This is a genomic window from Streptomyces sp. NPDC044064, from assembly GCF_056434245.1.
On sequence record NZ_JBWKFN010000017.1, the window covers coordinates 116,601 to 132,863 of the forward strand.

18 protein-coding genes, 1 tRNA gene and 1 pseudogene are annotated in these 16,263 nt (G+C 70.1%); 11 read left to right on the plus strand and 9 right to left on the minus strand.

Going from position 1 to position 16,263, the window contains the following annotated elements; translation table 11 throughout:
* On the minus strand, positions 1 to 567 hold a 567-nt coding region (locus tag AC07DS_RS26770; protein WP_479149206.1), incomplete at its 3' end, for a helix-turn-helix domain-containing protein.
* A gap of 121 nt (positions 568 to 688) precedes the next feature.
* Between AC07DS_RS26770 and AC07DS_RS26775 the strand changes: the two genes are divergently transcribed.
* The 5 genes from AC07DS_RS26775 to AC07DS_RS26795 all read left to right on the plus strand — a co-directional run bounded on the left by AC07DS_RS26775 (position 689) and on the right by AC07DS_RS26795 (position 4,208).
* Positions 689 to 1,237, plus strand: a complete 549-nt coding sequence (locus AC07DS_RS26775; RefSeq protein ID WP_479149208.1) for a DUF2231 domain-containing protein — start codon at positions 689 to 691, stop codon at positions 1,235 to 1,237.
* Between the two features lie 74 nt (positions 1,238 to 1,311).
* Positions 1,312 to 1,770, plus strand: a complete 459-nt coding sequence (locus AC07DS_RS26780; protein ID WP_479149210.1) for a hypothetical protein — start codon at positions 1,312 to 1,314, stop codon at positions 1,768 to 1,770.
* A gap of 268 nt (positions 1,771 to 2,038) precedes the next feature.
* On the plus strand, positions 2,039 to 2,782 hold the full coding sequence (locus AC07DS_RS26785; protein WP_479149211.1) for a class I SAM-dependent methyltransferase: 744 nt from the start codon (positions 2,039 to 2,041) through the stop codon (positions 2,780 to 2,782).
* Positions 2,783 to 3,074: 292 nt separating this feature from the next.
* Positions 3,075 to 3,599, plus strand: a complete 525-nt coding sequence (locus tag AC07DS_RS26790) for a hypothetical protein (protein WP_145883979.1) — start codon at positions 3,075 to 3,077, stop codon at positions 3,597 to 3,599.
* A gap of 117 nt (positions 3,600 to 3,716) precedes the next feature.
* Positions 3,717 to 4,208, plus strand: coding sequence for a cupin domain-containing protein (locus AC07DS_RS26795; RefSeq protein ID WP_479149213.1), 492 nt, complete (start codon positions 3,717 to 3,719; stop codon positions 4,206 to 4,208).
* Between the two features lie 57 nt (positions 4,209 to 4,265).
* Here the strand turns inward: AC07DS_RS26795 and AC07DS_RS26800 are convergent, their stop codons facing one another.
* Positions 4,266 to 4,454, minus strand: coding sequence for a hypothetical protein (locus AC07DS_RS26800; RefSeq protein WP_479149215.1), 189 nt, complete (start codon positions 4,452 to 4,454; stop codon positions 4,266 to 4,268).
* Between the two features lie 214 nt (positions 4,455 to 4,668).
* On the opposite strand from AC07DS_RS26800, the gene AC07DS_RS26805 reads away from it, so the two are divergent.
* Positions 4,669 to 5,808, plus strand: a complete 1,140-nt coding sequence (locus AC07DS_RS26805; RefSeq protein ID WP_479149217.1) for a glutathione-independent formaldehyde dehydrogenase — start codon at positions 4,669 to 4,671, stop codon at positions 5,806 to 5,808.
* A 110-nt stretch (positions 5,809 to 5,918) separates the two neighbouring features.
* Here AC07DS_RS26805 and selD read toward each other — a convergent pair whose 3' ends face one another.
* A complete protein-coding gene (selD, locus tag AC07DS_RS26810; RefSeq protein ID WP_479149384.1) occupies positions 5,919 to 6,938 on the minus strand; it encodes a selenide, water dikinase SelD in 1,020 nt (339 codons plus the stop codon).
* Positions 6,939 to 7,019: 81 nt separating this feature from the next.
* On the opposite strand from selD, the gene AC07DS_RS26815 reads away from it, so the two are divergent.
* The 3 genes and pseudogenes from AC07DS_RS26815 (at position 7,020) to AC07DS_RS26825 (ending at position 8,863) form a co-directional block, all read left to right on the plus strand.
* A tRNA-Sec gene (locus tag AC07DS_RS26815) sits at positions 7,020 to 7,110 on the plus strand.
* 45 nt (positions 7,111 to 7,155) lie between these two features.
* Positions 7,156 to 8,178: pseudogene (gene selA, locus AC07DS_RS26820) on the plus strand (L-seryl-tRNA(Sec) selenium transferase); the annotation flags it as partial.
* Positions 8,179 to 8,365: 187 nt separating this feature from the next.
* Complete coding sequence (locus AC07DS_RS26825; protein ID WP_479149219.1) at positions 8,366 to 8,863, plus strand: N-acetyltransferase family protein; 498 nt, start codon at positions 8,366 to 8,368, stop codon at positions 8,861 to 8,863.
* A gap of 36 nt (positions 8,864 to 8,899) precedes the next feature.
* On the opposite strand, the gene AC07DS_RS26830 is transcribed toward AC07DS_RS26825, so the two are convergent.
* Positions 8,900 to 10,021 (minus strand): IS630 family transposase, encoded by a 1,122-nt coding sequence (locus tag AC07DS_RS26830; RefSeq protein ID WP_479149220.1) that lies wholly within the window; start codon positions 10,019 to 10,021, stop codon positions 8,900 to 8,902.
* 151 nt (positions 10,022 to 10,172) lie between these two features.
* Here AC07DS_RS26830 and AC07DS_RS26835 point away from each other — a divergent pair, with 151 nt between their 5' ends.
* Both AC07DS_RS26835 and AC07DS_RS26840 read left to right on the plus strand, forming a co-directional pair.
* A complete protein-coding gene (locus AC07DS_RS26835; RefSeq protein WP_479149222.1) occupies positions 10,173 to 10,298 on the plus strand; it encodes a hypothetical protein in 126 nt (41 codons plus the stop codon).
* Positions 10,282 to 10,803 carry an SDR family oxidoreductase gene (locus AC07DS_RS26840; protein ID WP_479149223.1) on the plus strand — a complete coding sequence of 174 codons (522 nt, stop codon included), beginning with the start codon at positions 10,282 to 10,284 and terminating at the stop codon, positions 10,801 to 10,803. Before AC07DS_RS26835 ends, AC07DS_RS26840 begins: the two co-directional genes overlap by 17 nt.
* On the opposite strand, the gene AC07DS_RS26845 is transcribed toward AC07DS_RS26840, so the two are convergent.
* The 5 genes from AC07DS_RS26845 to AC07DS_RS26865 are packed head-to-tail and all read right to left on the minus strand — an operon-like array spanning position 10,700 to position 16,122.
* On the minus strand, positions 10,700 to 11,659 hold the full coding sequence (locus AC07DS_RS26845; RefSeq protein ID WP_479149386.1) for a MerR family DNA-binding transcriptional regulator: 960 nt from the start codon (positions 11,657 to 11,659) through the stop codon (positions 10,700 to 10,702). The genes AC07DS_RS26840 and AC07DS_RS26845 overlap by 104 nt on opposite strands.
* 20 nt (positions 11,660 to 11,679) lie before the next feature.
* Positions 11,680 to 12,117 carry a GNAT family N-acetyltransferase gene (locus tag AC07DS_RS26850; RefSeq protein WP_479149225.1) on the minus strand — a complete coding sequence of 146 codons (438 nt, stop codon included), beginning with the start codon at positions 12,115 to 12,117 and terminating at the stop codon, positions 11,680 to 11,682.
* Between the two features lie 50 nt (positions 12,118 to 12,167).
* Positions 12,168 to 14,003, minus strand: a complete 1,836-nt coding sequence (locus AC07DS_RS26855; protein ID WP_479149227.1) for a GMC family oxidoreductase — start codon at positions 14,001 to 14,003, stop codon at positions 12,168 to 12,170.
* On the minus strand, positions 14,000 to 15,439 hold the full coding sequence (locus AC07DS_RS26860) for a hypothetical protein (protein WP_479149229.1): 1,440 nt from the start codon (positions 15,437 to 15,439) through the stop codon (positions 14,000 to 14,002). Before AC07DS_RS26860 ends, AC07DS_RS26855 begins: the two co-directional genes overlap by 4 nt.
* A complete protein-coding gene (locus tag AC07DS_RS26865; protein ID WP_479149230.1) occupies positions 15,436 to 16,122 on the minus strand; it encodes a FadR/GntR family transcriptional regulator in 687 nt (228 codons plus the stop codon). Before AC07DS_RS26865 ends, AC07DS_RS26860 begins: the two co-directional genes overlap by 4 nt.
* Positions 16,123 to 16,263: the final 141 nt, after the last annotated feature.

Genomic DNA, 16,263 nt, shown 5'->3' on the forward strand with positions numbered 1-16,263 from the left:
TCCCCGCATGCTCCCGCGGCCACCCGGCGCGACCCCCCCCCCCCCCGTCCCCGCCTCTTGCTCGGTCCCCAGCGGCTGTGCCCGCCCCCCCCCCCCCCCCCCCTCGCCCATCCGCCGACCGCGCTGCCCGGCGGTCCGTACGGCCGCCTGCGCGGCGTTTTCACCCGCTTCCTCGGTCAGGACGGCATCGAGGAGCAGCTCCGCCAGGAACTCGTGGCGCCGGTCCGGGATGCTCACGGTGATCTGGGCATCGGTGGGCTCGTACACCTTCGGCCGGCGGCCGACCTTGCGGATCCCTCCGGGCGTTTCGTAGCGGGCGCGCAGCAGGCCGGCGTCGACGAGTTTGTCGAGGTGGAAGGCGGCAAGTTTGCGGGAGATACCGACGCTGGCGGCGGCCTCGTCGCGGGTGACGGCGCGGCCGGCACGCCGGATGAAGGTGAACATGCGCCGGCGTGAGTCCTCGCTCAGGACGCTGACGGAGTCGATCGCGGTGCCTGCAGCGGTGTCGGCCGCATTGCCGTCGGCGGTCTCGGCCGCGTCGGACTGCGGAGTCGGGTCAGAAGCCACGAGACCACGGTAACTCCCACATGGGTGGGCACAGGAGCAGTTTTGACGCCCTGTGCTGCGCACCTTGACGCCCCACCCGAATAAGACCAACAATTGTTGGTGAAACTAGTGGGAGGTTGCGATGACCACCGAGTCGCGGTTTCAGGCGAAGCGTCCGGTCAGCGCCGCGCTCGCCGGCCCGTACGGCCACCCGTTCCACCCGATCCTGGTGACGGTGCCGATCGGCGCCTGGGTGACCAGCCTGGTGTTCGACATCGCTTCCCATGTCGTGCGCCGTCCCGGATTCCTGACCCAGGGCTCGGAGTGGTTGATCGCCGTAGGCGTGATCGGAGCCCTGTTGGCGGGCATGGTCGGATTCCTCGACCTGTTCGCGATTCCGACCGGCACTCCGGCCCATCGCACCGCCTTGGTCCACATGACGCTGAACCTGGCGGTGACCGCCGCCTACGCCGTCAACTTCCTGTGGCGCTACGGCACCTACAGCGACGGCGGGAGTGTCGGCGTCGGCAAGCTCGTCCTGTCCGCGCTCAGCATGGCCGCCCTCGGCGTCTCGGGTTTCCTGGGCGGCAAGCTCGCCTACCGCTACGGCGTGCGGGTCGCCGACGAGGGCACCCAGGCCGAGGGATTCACGCCTGGCCACAGCGCGCGAAACGCGGGCTCCGGCGTGTGACCGGCCCGCGCACCGTCCACGGCCGCCGGTGTCGCCCGGCCGCCTTCCACACGGCCATCTCCAAGGAGTTCCCCATGGACATCGCCGCACTGATCGCCTGGCTGGTCACCGCCCTCGGCGGGTTCTACATGCTCGGCACCTGGATCCGACGGGGTGGAATCCAGCAGCAGCAATCCGGTACCAGTCACCTGCCCGCACCGGCCGTCTTCGGGCACTTCGCCCTGGCCGCGATCGGGCTGGTGGTGTGGATCATCTATGTCGTGGCCGACAGGACTGCGCTGGCCTGGACCTCTTTCGCTCTGCTGCTGCCCGTCGCACTGCTGGGATTCGTGATGCTGGCCCGCTGGATCCCCGTCTACCGAGACCGCGCCGCCGCCGGACCGACACCAGCTGCCGCAGCGGCTCAGGGAGCGGATGGGGCCGCTCCTGCCGAAGGCCACTTCCCGCTGCCGGTCGTGTTGGCCCACGGCCTGTTCGCCGTGGCGACCCTCGTCCTGGTCCTGCTCACCGCCCTGGGCATCGGCGGCAGCTGAGGCAAGCCGGGCACTCGTGCGAGTGCGTCCGGCGATGCGGTCGGGCCTGCTCCAGCAGCACGCACAGCAACAGCGTCCCCTGCCGGTCGGTGTGACGTGATGTTGGGTGATCGGAGGGTCACCCGGCCAACTTCTTTGTGCCATCTGCCAGTACGACCGCCGGACAAGGGCGGAGCAGACTCTGTGCCATGACCGCGGCCCGGCGCGCCTCCGCATCCGGAGGGCCGGCGCGACGACGTACAGGGTGCAGCACAGGAGGGGGCAGCACGTGAGCGTGCAGCAGTACGACGAGATCGGCGAGGCGTTCGAGGGGTTCAAGTCCCTGCCGCTGATACGTTACGGGGAGGTGCCGAGCTTCCTGGGCATGGTCGGGGACGTGAGCGGCAAGTCGGTTCTCGACCTGGCGTGCGGCACCGGCTTCTACAGCAGGGAGTTCCGACGGCGCGGCGCCACGGATGTCTTCGGTGTCGACATCTCCGCAGAGATGATCGCCGTCGCGCGGGAGTTCGAGCAGCGTGACCCGCTGGGCGTCCGTTACGAGGTCGGCGACGTGGCCGAACTGCGGCCTCCTGAGCGGCGATTCGACGTGGCGCTGGCAGTGCAGTGCCTCAACTACGCTGCGGACATGGCGGAGATGGAGCGGATGTGCCGCAACATCCACCGGAGCCTGGTGCCGGGTGGAGAGTTCTTCGTGTTCGCCCAGAAGCCCGACTACCGCTTCGACTGCCCGTCGCTGGACAAGTACGGATTTCTCTGCGAGCCGACCGGTGAGGAGACCGAGACGGGGCCGCGGGTGCGGGTCACGGCTCTCCTCGACCCCCAGCCGATCAGCATCGTCTCCGCGGTCCCGCGCCGCGAGGTCTACGAGGGGTGTCTGCGGGCGGCGGGGTTCAGTGACGTGAAGTGGATTCCGCTGCAGGTGTCCGAAGCCGGCATCCGTGAGTACGGCGAGGACTTCTGGGCGGACCTCCTCGCACACCCGCCGCTGGAGATGCTGCGCTGCCGCGCCTGACCGGCCGAGTGAGACCTCACCTCGGAACCCTGTGCGTTCAGCAGGCGTTCACGCAGGTCGCAGCTGGTAGTTGACGGGCTGTCACGCATCGTGGACGTACGCCGAAGCCCTCATCCCGTGCCCGCCATCAAGGCAGCGTCAAGACTTCACCCCTTGCCGACCTCAGCCGGATAAACGTTCATCCAAGGGAGCCCTCGGTCGGGCAAAGAGGTCTACTCGCATAGACGATCCCGGTGCTGTCATGCTCACGATCGCCCGGAATCCTGCCGGGCACCACACCGGGAGACCCCACATGTCCCGAATACCGCGCGCCCTGGTGACCAGCCTCTCCACCCTCGCCCTCGCCGGGGCGGGCCTCACCGTCACCACCGGTTCCGCGCACGCCGCGAGCTGCAGCCAGGCCTACCTCCCCCTGCCCGACCCGGTCTGTACGCCCGGCGACCTCAACCCCGACGTCACCCAGGACACCATCGACTCGACCATCTGCGTCTCCGGCTGGACCGCGACCGTACGGCCCTCCACCTCGTACACCAACGCGCTGAAGAAGAAGCAGATCGCCGAGTACGGCTACTCCGACACCAGCCTCTCGGACTACGAGGAGGATCACTTCGTTCCGCTCGAACTCGGCGGCGCGCCCAAGAGTGAGGAGAACCTCTGGCCCGAGCCGCACTCCGGCGACGGCACCTCCGCCCAGAAGGACACCGTCGAGAACAAGCTGAAGAAGGCCGTCTGCGCCGGTCAGGTCAGCCTCGACGACGCGCAGAACGCCATCGTCACCGACTGGACGACCGCGCTCTCCAGCCTCGGCCTGGGCTGAGCCGTCGCGCCCTGCAGGGGGCCGGCGCCTCCCCCGGGAGCAGCCGGCTCCCTGCTGCCTCTCACACGGAGGCAGGGCGCGATCCGGAAGCAGTACCCCCTGGGCCACAATGGCCCCATGACCGATGATCAGTCCCGGATTCCTGCCCGTCCGCTGCTGCGCGGCCCCGAGGACGGGGAACTCGTGGACGTCGCCGGGGTCGCACATTTCTTCCGGCTCACCGGCGAGCACACGGGCGGGCACTTCGCCTTCGAGGAGTTCAGCCTCGCCCCTGGCACCATCGGTGCCAGGCCGCACGTACACGAAGGCCACGACGAGTACTTCTACGTCCTCGAAGGCGAGTTGACGCTTCACACCGGGGACGGCGAGGTGACCGCCGGTCCCGGGCATCTGCTGGCCGCGACCCGCGGCACCCCGCACGGCTTCCGCAATGCGGGACCGGTCCTCGCTCGCGCTCTGTGCCTCTACACCCCAGCCGGCTACGAAAACTACTTCCGTGACGTCCACGCCGCCGTGAGCGCCGGGGCCGAAGCGACCGATGAGCTTCTTGCCGAGTTCCGCAGCCGTTACCGGACCAGCTCCTACCGGGCTTCCGCCGACACGCCATGAGGCGTGTCTTTGTGGCTGATCATCCCGGCTTGAGGACGTCCACAAGCCGGGGCAGGGTCAGCTGTCCGGGACGCCCTCGGAGAGTCCCTCGGCGAACTCCCACCAGGCGAGGGGGAGCCAGTCGCCGTCCACGAAGGCGTCGACGGACGAGCCGCGACCAGTGATGGCGACCGGCGTTCCCGGCGGGTACATGGTGCCCGAGATGCCGGGCACCGGGACGAGCAAGGTCCCGCAACGCTGATTCACTTTCCTCGTCCTCCCATTCGGTGCAAGGTTGAAATCGGAATTTAATTGACAATAGCTGGCCCGTTTCATGTTCCTCTACAGGGGGAGCATGAGAGTTGGGTCACGTGAGGCGAACGGCCGCGACCTTTCTACTGCCCGTTCGCACCAGGCTACGTTCGGTTGACGGCTGTTTGACCTCCGACAGCGAGTACGCACGGCTCATCGGAGGTGTCATATGAAGGCTGTCGTCTACAAGGGACCGTTCGAGGTAGCGGTGGAAGAGGTCCAGAAGCCTCGACTCCAGCACCCGAACGAGGCGATCGTACGGGTGACGTCCACCGCCATCTGCGGCTCTGACCTGCACATGTACGAGGGTCGCACCGCCGCCGAGCCCGGCATCGTCTTCGGTCACGAGAACATGGGGATCGTCGAGGAGATCGGCGAGGGGATCACCTCTCTGAAGAAGGGCGACCGTGTGGTCATGCCCTTCAATGTCGCCTGCGGTTTCTGCAAGAACTGTGTGGCTGACTACACCGGATTCTGCCTCACCGTGAATCCGGGGTTCGCCGGTGGCGCCTACGGCTATGTGGCGATGGGGCCATGGACCGGGGGCCAGGCCGAATACCTGCGCGTACCGTACGCCGACTTCAACTGCCTGAAGTTGCCGGAAGGCACCGCGAACGAGACCGATTTCATTCTGCTCGCCGACATCTTCCCGACCGGCTATCACGGCAACGAACTCGCCCAGGTCTCCCCGGGTGAGAGCGTCGTGGTGTACGGCGGCGGGCCCGTCGGACTCATGGCCGCCTACTCGGCGATGATCCGCGGCGCGTCGAGGGTGTTCGTCGTCGACCGGGTGCTCGAGCGGCTGCAGAAGGCCGAGGAGATCGGCGCCATACCGATCAACTTCGCCGAAGGCGACCCGGTCGAGCAGATCAAGGAGCAGACGAACGGCGAAGGCACGGACAAGGGCATAGACGCGGTCGGCTACCAGGCCATGGCCAGGGGCGAGAACCGTGAGGAGCCCGCGGCCGTGCTGAACTCGATCATCCAGACCGTCCGGCCGACCGGAGCGCTGGGCATACCCGGCCTCTACGTGCCGGCCGACCCGGGAGGACCGGACGAGCAGGCCAAGAAGGGCCAGCTCATGGTCTCGATCGGCAAGCTCTTCGAGAAGGGGCTGCGTCTGGGCACCGGACAGTGCAACGTGAAGCGCTACAACCGGCAACTGCGCGACCTCATCATCTCGGGGCGTGCCCGGCCGAGCTTCGTCGTCTCCCATGAGCTGCCCCTGGCAGACGCGCCCACGGCGTACGACAAGTTCGACAAGCGCATCGAGGGCTACACCAAGGTGGTTCTGCACCCGGGGCAGTAGCTCTTCCGCGGCGGCGTCCGCCGGCCGGGGCCGGGCCCGGGTCGGCGGGCGCCGCCTTGCCGCCCCTGGGAGCACACATCGACACGGCGCCGTCATCCTTGCGGCCGGGTTCAGCGGACCACCAGGACGTGCTCGCCGCGCGGCAGCAGCTCGCCCACGACGGGAGCGCCGGGGATTTCGCCGGCCACCAGCAGGCCGCCGGAGGTCTGTGCGTCGGCCAGGAGCAGCGCCTCGTCCCCGCTCACCGCAGACAGGTCGGCGTGGGGACGTACCCAGGCGAGATTGCGTCGGGTGCCGCCGCTGACGTGCCCCTCCCTGAGCGCCTGCCGGGCGCCGTCGAGGTAGGGCACGGCGTTCGCGTCGATCAGTGCCGTGACCCCGCTCGCCCGGGCGAGCTTGTAGGCGTGGCCGAGCAGCCCGAACCCGGTGACGTCCGTCGCGCAGGTGACCCCGGCGGCCAGTGCCGCCTCGGCCGCCTCGCGGTTGAGTCGTGTCATGGTCTCGACCGCGTCCGGGAACACCTCGCCGGTTGCCTTGTGCCTGCTGTTCAGCACGCCGATGCCGAGCGGCTTGGTCAGGGACAGCGGCACACCCGGTTTTCCGGCGTCGCTGCGCAGCAGGCGGGCCGGGTCGACCAGGCCGGTGACCGCCATGCCGTACTTGGGCTGGGGGTCGTCCACGCTGTGGCCGCCGGCGACATGGCAGCCGGCGGCCGCGGCCACGTCCAGGCCACCGCGCAGCACCTCGCGGGCCAGGTCGAGCGGGAGGACATCCCGTGGCCGGGCCAGCAGGTTCACCGCGAGAAGGGGCCGGCCGCCCGTGGCGTACACGTCCGACAGCGCGTTCGCGGCGGCGATGCGGCCCCAGTCGTAGGGGTCGTCGACCACGGGTGTGAAGAAGTCGGTGGTCGCCAGCACCGCCGTGCCGTCCGGCAGCCGTACGACGGAGGCGTCGTCGCCGTCGTCCAGGCCGACCAGCAGTTCGCCCTCGGGGTCACGGACCGGTACGGCCGCCGCCAGGCCCCGCAGTACTTCCTCCAGCTCACCCGGCGGGATCTTGCAGGCACATCCGCCGCCGTGCGCGTACTGGGTGAGGCGGACGGATGCGCCGGGCGCCGTCGGTGAGGTCATGCAGGTCATGCAGGTCATGATTCCGGATGCGTTCCGTTAGCGCGTGTATACGGCTTTTGCGAGGATGGCCGCGTGGCGCGTGGAGGCGTGTCCGGCCTGGTGACCGGCCCGGTCTTCAAAACCGTTGAACGGCAGGAGCTGCCGTTGGCGGGTTCGATTCCCGTCCGCTCCGCCGTCCACGCCCCGCTGGAGAGGCTCGGTGAGCGGAAGGGGTGCCATGAGCGATCCGCGCCGCCGCATCCCCGGCACCGACGCCGTCCTGGCCGAGCCGCGCATCGCCACCGCCGTCCGGACGCTGGGGCGCCCTCTGGTGAAGGCGGCCGTCGAGGAGGCCCAGCGCCGCGCGCGGGCCGGAGAGATCGCTCCCGAGGACGTTGTGGAGGCGGCGGTCGGCCGGCTGTCCGAAGGGGTCTGCGGCCTGCGGCCGGTGATCAACGCCACCGGTGTGCTGGTGCACACCAATCTCGGTCGCGCGCCGCTGTCGGTCGCCGCCCGGGACGCCGTGACGGCCGCGGCCGGATGCACGGACGTCGAGTTCGACCTTGGCGAAGGCCGCCGGGCCCGCCGCGGACGCGGGGTGCTCGCCGCGCTGGCCGAGGCCGTGCCCGATGCCGGAGCGGTGCACGTGGTGAACAACAACGCGGCCGCGCTGCTCCTGTGCGCCCTGGTGATGGCCCAAGGACGGGAGATCGTGATCAGCCGGGGCGAGCTGGTCGAGATCGGCGACGGCTTCCGCATTCCGGAGCTGCTGGCCTCCGCCGGTGCACGGCTGCGCGAGGTCGGCACCACCAATCGCACCCACGCGCGGGACTACGCCGAGGCCATCGGCCCCGACACCGGCTTCCTGCTCAAGGTCCACGCGTCCAACTTCCGCATCAGCGGTTTCACAGCGGCGGCGGACGTGACCGAGCTGGCGGCGCTGGGCCCCCCGGTGGCGGTGGACATCGGTTCCGGTCTGCTCGGCCCGCACCCGCTGCCCCCCCCCCGGGAGCCGGACGCCGCCACCGCGCTGCGCGCCGGGGCGGCGCTGGTGACGGCCAGCGGGGACAAGCTGCTCGGCGGTCCGCAGGCCGGGCTGCTGCTGGGTGAAGCGGGGCTGGTCGAGCGACTGCGCCGGCATCCCGCGGCCCGCGCCCTGCGGGTGGACAAGCTGACCCTGGCCGCGTTGGAAGCGACCCTGCGCGGTCCGGAGCCGCCCGTACGCGCCGCGCTGGCCGCCGACGAGAGTGCCGTGCGCAGCGCCTCGGGACGGGGGGCCCTGATGGCACCTAGTGCCGTGACCGGATAGGTTCACCGAGGTCTCGTGGCCTGCGGATGCGCGAGTCCCGCTGCTCCCCAGTCTCGGCTGGCCGCAGGGCGGAACGACCTCGTTTGTATGGCTGTAATCAACTTGCTGACCACCTTGGCGGGCGGGCAGGGTCTCGATCATGCTTGAACTACGCACCTTGGAATCAGACGACTGGCCCCTTTGGCGGGAGTTGCGACTGGCCGCGCTTGCTGAGGCGCCCTACGCATTCGGATCGACGCTGGCCCAGTGGCAGGGTTCCGGCGACCGAGAGGAACGCTGGCGTGCCCGTCTGTCGATTCCTGGCGCGCATGATTACGTCGCGCTCCTGGACGGCCTCCCGGTGGGTATGGCCAGCGGAGTGCCGGGCGAGGGAGCAGAGAACGTGGAGTTGATCTCGATGTGGGTCAACCCCACGGCTCGGGGCAAGGGCGTGGGTGACTACCTGATCCAGGCGGTCGAGCGGTGGGCGGCGGAGCGCGGTGCCACGACGCTGCGGTTGTCCGTCATGCCGGACAACCGCAAGGCGACCGCGCTCTATGAACGGCACGGTTTCACAGACACGGGTGAGCCCGGCGATCTTCTGCCCGATGGCGTGGCCAGGGAGCGGGTCATGGCGAAGAGCCTGACCGCTGTCTGATCTCCACATCCGGGCAAGACGGGATCCCCCACGTGCTCAGGCTGCGGCGGCGAGGGGGCGTCCACCCCAGCGGATGCCCTTCTCGCTGCGGATGCGGGCGCGCTCCTTGCGTTGCGCGGCGAGGACGTCGGGGTGACGGGCGTTGGCGTTGCGCCAGCGCAGGTAGCGGTGCAGGGCCTGGGTCTGCGCGGGATGGCTGCGGTGGTTCGAATTCGCCAGGGTGAACTGCCGCAGCGGGCCGAAGTGCGCCTCGATCGGGTTGGCCCAGGACGTATAGGTCGGGGTGAAACACAGCTCGACCTTGTTCTTCTTCGCCCAGCGGCGGATGTCCGTGCCGGTGTGGGCGGAGAGGTTGTCCAGGATGATGTAGATCGGGGCGCCGTCGGGCCGGGCGGCACGGATCGACTTCAGCGCGGCCAGACTGTTGGCGGTGCCTTTGCGGCGGCGGTTGACGCCCCACAGCCGGTCGTCGCCGACGGAGTAGCAGCCGTGGAAGTAGGTGACGCCGTGGGTGCGGCGGTAGGCCGCCGGCAGGCGGTTGGGCTTTCCCTGCTTCGCCCAGCAGGAGCCTGCGGTGGGCCGGATCCCCAGGGGCCCGAACTCGTCGAAGGCGAAGACCCGGTCCGGGAAGTGCTCCAGGATGTGCTCGATGCGGTCGAGCTTGGCGTCGCGCTCGGAGTCGGGCGACTCCTTCCATGTCTTGGTGTGCTGGAAGGTGATGCCGCGGCGCAACAGCAGGCACCGTAACGCTTCACGGCCGATGCGGATGACGCGTCCGTGCACGCGGCGCAGGTAGGCGGCGAGTTTGCGGATCGACCAACGGGTGAAGGGCTGGCCGAGCTTGATGGGGCGGGTGGTGGCCGTCTGGACGACGAAGTCCTCGTCGTCAGGGGTGAGCAGGCCGGGACGGCCTCCCGCCCATCGAGGGTCCAGACAGGCCAGGCCGATCTCGTTGAACCGGTGGAACACCTCCCGCACCGTGTCCTCGTCGGCCTGGACCAGCTGAGCACTCACCGGGACACGGTTCCCGCCGGCGGACGCGAGCAGCATCATCGCCCGGCGATAGCGCACCGAACTGGTACTGCATCGGCGCACCATCTGCTGCAGCTTCTGCCCCTCCTGGTCGGTCAGTCTGCGCACCCGCACAGGCTCAGCCACCACACCTCCAGCGGTCGGACCGGACGTCACCGCCCATCCAACCGCTCCAACCGCCAACCCGGCGAACCTTCCCGCTCAGAGCACTAGGCCGTGTTCGGGCCCCTCCTTGACAGCTGCCCCGATACCCCCGTCACGCAAGGAGTCACGACTCATGGTTACCGCTGTGCCCAACACCCTGGAGGGCAAGCCCGTCTTCGTCGGCGGCGCATCCCGCAATCTCGGTGCGCTGATCAGCCGTACCCTGTCCGACGCCGGTGCCCGTGCACTACAACAGTGAATCGTCCGCTGCCAAGGCGCAGGCCGTCGTGGACGAGATCACGGCCCAGGGCGGCGAGGCGTTCTCGCTGCAGGGCGACCTGACGCAGCCCGATCAGGTCGAGCGGGTCTTCGACGAGGTGGTGAACCGCTTCGGCTCGCCGCACGCGAGCGTCAACACGGCGGGGATGGTCGTCAAGAAGCCCCTCGTCGACGTCACGCCCGAGGAGTACGACCGCATGTTCGCGGTCAACTCCAAGGCCGCGTTCTTCGTGATGAAGGAAGCGGCCAAGCGGATCGAGGACGGCGGCAAGATCCTCACCGTCGTCACCTCGCTGCTGGCCGGCTACACCGGCCTGTACTCGCTCTACGCCGGCAGCAAGGCACCGGTCGAGCTTCACCACCCGCTGAACACAGGGAAGTTCATGCCACGGCGTTGTCGCGCAGCCACGCCAGGACCTGCTGGGCATGCACGTTGGGCGGGAAGACCGGGTAGAAGACATGCTCGATCACCCCGTCCCGGATGACGAGGGTCAGCCGCTTGAACAGCGTCGTCCCGTCGACGTCGAACGTGGGCAGGCCGAGGGCCGCGGCCAGGTTCAGCCGAGGATCGGAGAGCATGGCGAACGGCAGGCGGAGCCGTTCGACGACCTCGCGCTGATAGGCGGTGTCCTGGCTGGACAGGCCGAAGACCCGCCGTGCACCGGCCGCGAGAAGCTCTTGGTGGTGGTCCCTGAAATCACAGGCTTCGGTGGTGCAGCCACGGGCTCCGGGGATGGAGTCCCAGCCGTCGGGGAGGTCGGTGTCCGGGCGGCCCGTGAGCGGGTACACGTAGACGATCGTGAGGCCTGGGCCAAGGGCGTCGAGGCGAACTGTCTCGCCTGTGGTGTCGACCAGTTCCAGCTGGGGCGCCTTCATGCCGCGAAGGTGGTCGGCCGCGCCGTCGTCCTCCGGGACGGGCAGGTTCGCGGGCAGGCGGTGGAAGTCGGTCATGGTGTGCTCTCCGTCGTCGGGCGCCGGGCTGCTGCTGTTGCGATGGGCGGCCCGTCTCAGATGCCGTATCAGGGTGGCCCGGCGGCCGGCCAGGGCCTCGATCCGCTCGGTCAGCTCGTCGATGGCCTCGCGATAGCCGGCCAGCGACGCCGGACAGTCGTCGGCGTGCTGCTGTCCGGACGCCAGACACTCCAGGAACGGGCGCGTGCGCTCGACCGGGATGCCGAGGCTGCCGAGAGCCCGGATCTCGCGCACCATCCGCACGTCGCCCTCGTCGTAGTCCCGGTACCCGTTGGCGAGCCGGCGCGGCGTGATCAACCCGAGCGATTCGTAGTAACGCACCGCTTTGATTGTCACGCCGGCGCGTCTGGCCAGCTCGCCGATCTTCATGCCGCTCATCTCCACGAACGCTAGACCTTGACCTCGAGGGCAAGGTCAAGTCGCTCTCCGGGCTGGAGGGCGATCAGCCCGGCCGTCGTCTCTCGGAAGCCGCAGGCATCGAAGTGGAACGGACGCAGGTGGTCCTCGAAGTCGACGTGAAGCCACGCGCACTTTGCGGCACGGGCTTCTTCGGCTGCGATCGCGACGAGCCCGGCGCCAACTCCTTGTGCCCGGCAACGCCGGGCGACCACCGTGTCCAGGATGAAGACGTGAGTTCCGCCGTCCCAGACCACGTTGACGAAGCCGACCAGGGAGCCGTCTTCCCACGCACAGACCCAGCCGAGGCTGTGGCGTTCAAGTCGCGCTCGCCAATCGATGCGACCGACCGGGTGACCGAAGCCTTCGGCGTGCAGCTCGTTCAGGGAGGCGTTGTCGACGTCGGCCCGCCACTCGTACTTGATCGTCACGTACCGATCGTATGCTTCACCGGCCGACAGTCACCTCGCGGTCCTGTTTCTCATGCATGGACCGCCGCCTCCGAGATCGCCAACGCCGCTGCCATGATGCTCAGTTGGGGATTCACCTGAGGGCAGCTGGGGAGCACGGAGGCGTCCGCGAGCAGTACTCCGTGTACGCCTCGGAGTCTGCCCCACGGGTCGGCCGGGAAGCGGTGCGGGTCCGCGCCTGCGGCCACCGTGCCGGTGGGGTGGTAGGCCGAGAGGTGGAGGTGGCGTGCGCTCGTGCCCGCCAGCACGGTGTCCAGTTCCGTGAGGCTGTGTGCTCGGGGTGTGCGGGGGATGCCGGTGAGGACTTCCTCGGCTCCTGCGGCGAACAGCAGCTCTCCCATGGCGCGCACGGCCCCCAGCAAGCGGCCCGCGTCGCGGCGGTCCAGGTCGTAGCGGATCAGTGTGCGGTCGCGGCCGAGGACGCGACCGGAGGGGCGGTCGGCGATCATCGCGCCGAGTGTGGCGAGCCGGTCCGCGGTCTCCAGTTCGCGGCGCAGCTCGGTACCCAGCCCGGGGAGGACGAAGGAGCCCATGCCGGGCGGCGTGGCGGTGGCCTCGATGAGGATGCCTTGCGCGTGGTGCTCCTCGACTCCGACGCTCTGCAGCACGCCTTCCCAGGCGGTGACCGGTTCGGCGAAGCGTCCGGCGACGCTCGTGGCCGGGTGGACGCTGAGGTTGCGGCCGAGGCGGGGGTGCCGGCCCAGGCCGGAGCGGCGCAGGAGTGGTGGGGACTGCAGCGCGCCCGCGGCAACGACGACCAGGGGCGCGAGGATCTCGAAGGCGCCGCTCTCACCGAAGCGTGCGCGTACCCCTGCCGTGCGCGGGCCTCCGGGCCGGTCCGTGTCGACGAGGATGCGCTCGGCTCGGGCTCCGGTGACGATACGCGCTCCCGCGGCGCAGGCCGCGGGCAGCACGGACAGCTGGACGCTCTGTTTGGCGCCGGTGGGACACCCCACCACACACTGGCAGGAGCCCTGGCAGCCGGACGCGTTGCGGCGCAGCGGTGCGGCCTGCCAGCCGAGCTCGCGCGCTCCGTCGAGCGCGATGCGGCCGTTGTTGCCGAGGACGTCGACGGGTTGGGTGGCCACCCGCAGGGTGTGCTCGGCCTCGTCCAGACAGCGGTCGAATCCGTCGGCGGGCGTGAATCCGAAGTCCTTGCTCCAGCGGGCCAGGACGTGGCCCGGAGTGCGGTAGCAGGTACCGGAGTTGACGACCGTGGTGCCGCCGACGGCGCGGCCCGTGGGCAGCAGCAGCGGTGGGCTGCCGACGGCGACGGTGGCCCCGCCGTCACGGTAGAGGTCGGTGAATCGGTCCAGTGGCGTGCGTCGGCCGAACGACTCGGTGGAGTGGTGCTGCCCCTCCTCCAGGACGACGACGTCCAGCCCGGCCAGGGCCAGCGTCCGTGCTGCCATCGCCCCGCCCGCGCCCGAACCGATGACGACTGCGTCGGCGGTGGAGCGCGCGGGCCAGGCGGGCGCGGGTGTCAGGTCGAGCGGTGGATCCTGGCGGGTGAGGCCGCGCGGCGCGGGACCGTCCTGGAGCATCCGCTCGGTCCCGGCGGCCAGGAGGACGGGCACCTTCAGTACGTCGAGGAGTGGGAGAAGTGCGGGCCGTGCGGCCAGTTCGGCGAGCACGGATTCCCGATCGGGCGGGGTGAGTGCGCCGAGCGTGCGTCCTGTGCGTGTCACGGCGTAGGCGTCCACGCCGCGCGCTGCCGCCCGTAGGCCGGCCCGCGCGGCGAGCGGCATCGTGGTGAGGACCGTCTCCAGCCTGGCGGGGACACGACGGGGCCAGTCGGCTGTGCCGTCGTCGGCGATCAGGGCGGACACGAGGCCGGTGAGCGTCATCGTGTGCCCACCTCCGCGTGGGCCGTGCCCTCCAGCGTCCACTCGGCCTCGGTCCGCCAGCCGCCGAACCACCACCGTTCCAGCAGGACGTGCGCGTCGGCGCGTTCGCTGTTGTGGCACGTCGCGTGCTGGCCGTCGGGGTCGGTGTAGTCGAGGGCGAGGGTACGGTCCGCTCGCTGGGTGACCTCGACGCGGATCCTGCGCAGGCCGGCGCGGCCGGTGACCGTCCAGGTGGGCAGGGCGATGCCGGCGCGGAAACGCCCCGCTCCGGCCCAGCCGGCGGCCGGCCGCTCGGGGCGGCGCGGCCAGGTGCTGCCCTGCCGGCGCAGCCGGAGGAAGACCATGGGGGGAAGCCTGCGCAGGCCCGGGCGCATGGAGACGGCGGCGACGATCTCCAGGACGTCTCCCCCGCCGAGGTCGGCGTGCAGCCAGGCCCAGCGGCGGGCATTGCCATGGCCGTAGATGCGGGCGGAGGCGCCCGGGGCGGCGGTGAGGGTCAGCGTGGTGTCGTCGTACGTGAAGGTGCCGTCGTAGGTGGCCCTGGCCGCGGGGAGCATCTGGGCGGCGGGAAGCAGGGGCCGGCGCCAGGACCAGTGGGGGAAGGTGAACAGCGGTTCGTCCGTGGGGTGTTCGGTCAGGTCCCAGCGCAGGGCGCCGCCCTCGGCCGCTCCGGACAGGTGTCCGGGCCGGACTTCGACCCCGTCGGCGCTGAAGCCGGCGTCGTCGGGAGTCCACTTGGCGGGGCCGAAGCGGGCGTGCCGCACGGGTCCGTCCTTGGGGAAGACCGCGGCCCACCCGTGCGCGTACGGCTCGGATCCGTCGGCCGGCGCGGTCAGTTCGTGGTGGAGCCACAGTCCGCTGCCGGTGGCCGGATCGGTGACGGTCGAGTACCAGACCTCCGTACGGCCCCGCTCACCGCGCCAGCGGGGCGCGAGGAACGCGTCGGGATCCTGGTGCCGTGGGAAGCGGAAACTGGCCAGGAAAGGGAGGAGTTGTGTGCCGAGGGGGAAGCGGAGGGTGCCGGTGCCGATTCTTACGCCGTCCTCATGGAGGGTGTACGGCAGGACGGTCATCGAGGCCACGGGCCTGCGCGGGGTGACGGACTTCCAGCCGTCGAGGATGAGCCGGCGGCCTTCGGCGGTGAAGGTGATGCGGTAGCGGATACGGCGTCGCGCCAGCGGGGAGATCTCCAACTCTCCCTCGGCACAGGGGTCGTCGGCCCAGCCCGCGATCCGTATCCGGCCGGTGGCGCGGGCCTCGGTCGTACTGAGGAGGCGGAGAAGGCGCTCGGCCGAGACGGTCAGATCGAGGCGGACCCGGCGTTCCCGGTCCTCGTCGTCGAGTCGCAGCGTGCCGAGCATCGTCTCGCGGAAGGCGGTGCCACGAGCGGGCGAGGCGGTGTTCGTTGTGGCGCGTGAGGTCGTCCGCCCGGTCATGCGAGGCCCTCCAGCATGATCCGCTCGGTTGCCGTCAGGTACTGCTCGGCCGCCCGCCGGGCGGCGGTCCCGTCGCCGCACGCCACCGCCTCGACCACCGGCTCCAGGCGTCCGCGGGCCGCCCCGGCGTCCGTGAACGGGCCCCTGAGTGCGGCGCGCACCGGCAGATAGGCGTTGAAGAGGGTGTTGGTCAGCAGGACGTAGACGCGGTTGCCGGTGGCGCGGGCCAGGGCGCGGTGGACCTCGATGTCCGCGAGCTGTACGGCATCGGTGTCCGCCGCGTCCCCCACGACCGCCAGCAACGCGCGCAGTTCGGCTCGCTGCCGGTCGGTCGCCCGTGCCGCGGCCCGCTCGGCGATCAACGCGCCGATGCTGCGCCGCACTTCGAAGACCTCGCCGATCCAGTCGGGGCTGTGCCGTACGAGCATGGGCAGCAGGTCCGCTCCACCCAGGCGCAGGTAGTCCCGCACTCGGGTGCCGACGCCGTGCCGGGTCTCCAGCAGTCCGGCCTGCATCAGGCGGCCGAAGGCGTGCTTGAGGGTGGTGCGGGTGACGCCGTAACCGTCGGCGAGCGTGCGCTCGGGGGGCAGGTAGCTGCCTGCCGGGTGGCGCCCGGTGAGGATGTCCTCACGCAGTCGGCTCTCCAGAACATCGACGATGGTCTCGCGGGGCAGTGCCTCCACGCCGTCCTCCCGAGTGGCTCAGTGGATGAGCCACTCAACCAATATGTGTTCGTGGAGTCAATGGTCCGGCGGCGACGGATCGGAATTCCCATCGCTCAACTCGGCTCAGGAAGCGGGTGGATGGAGCCTGTGTGGTCTCCG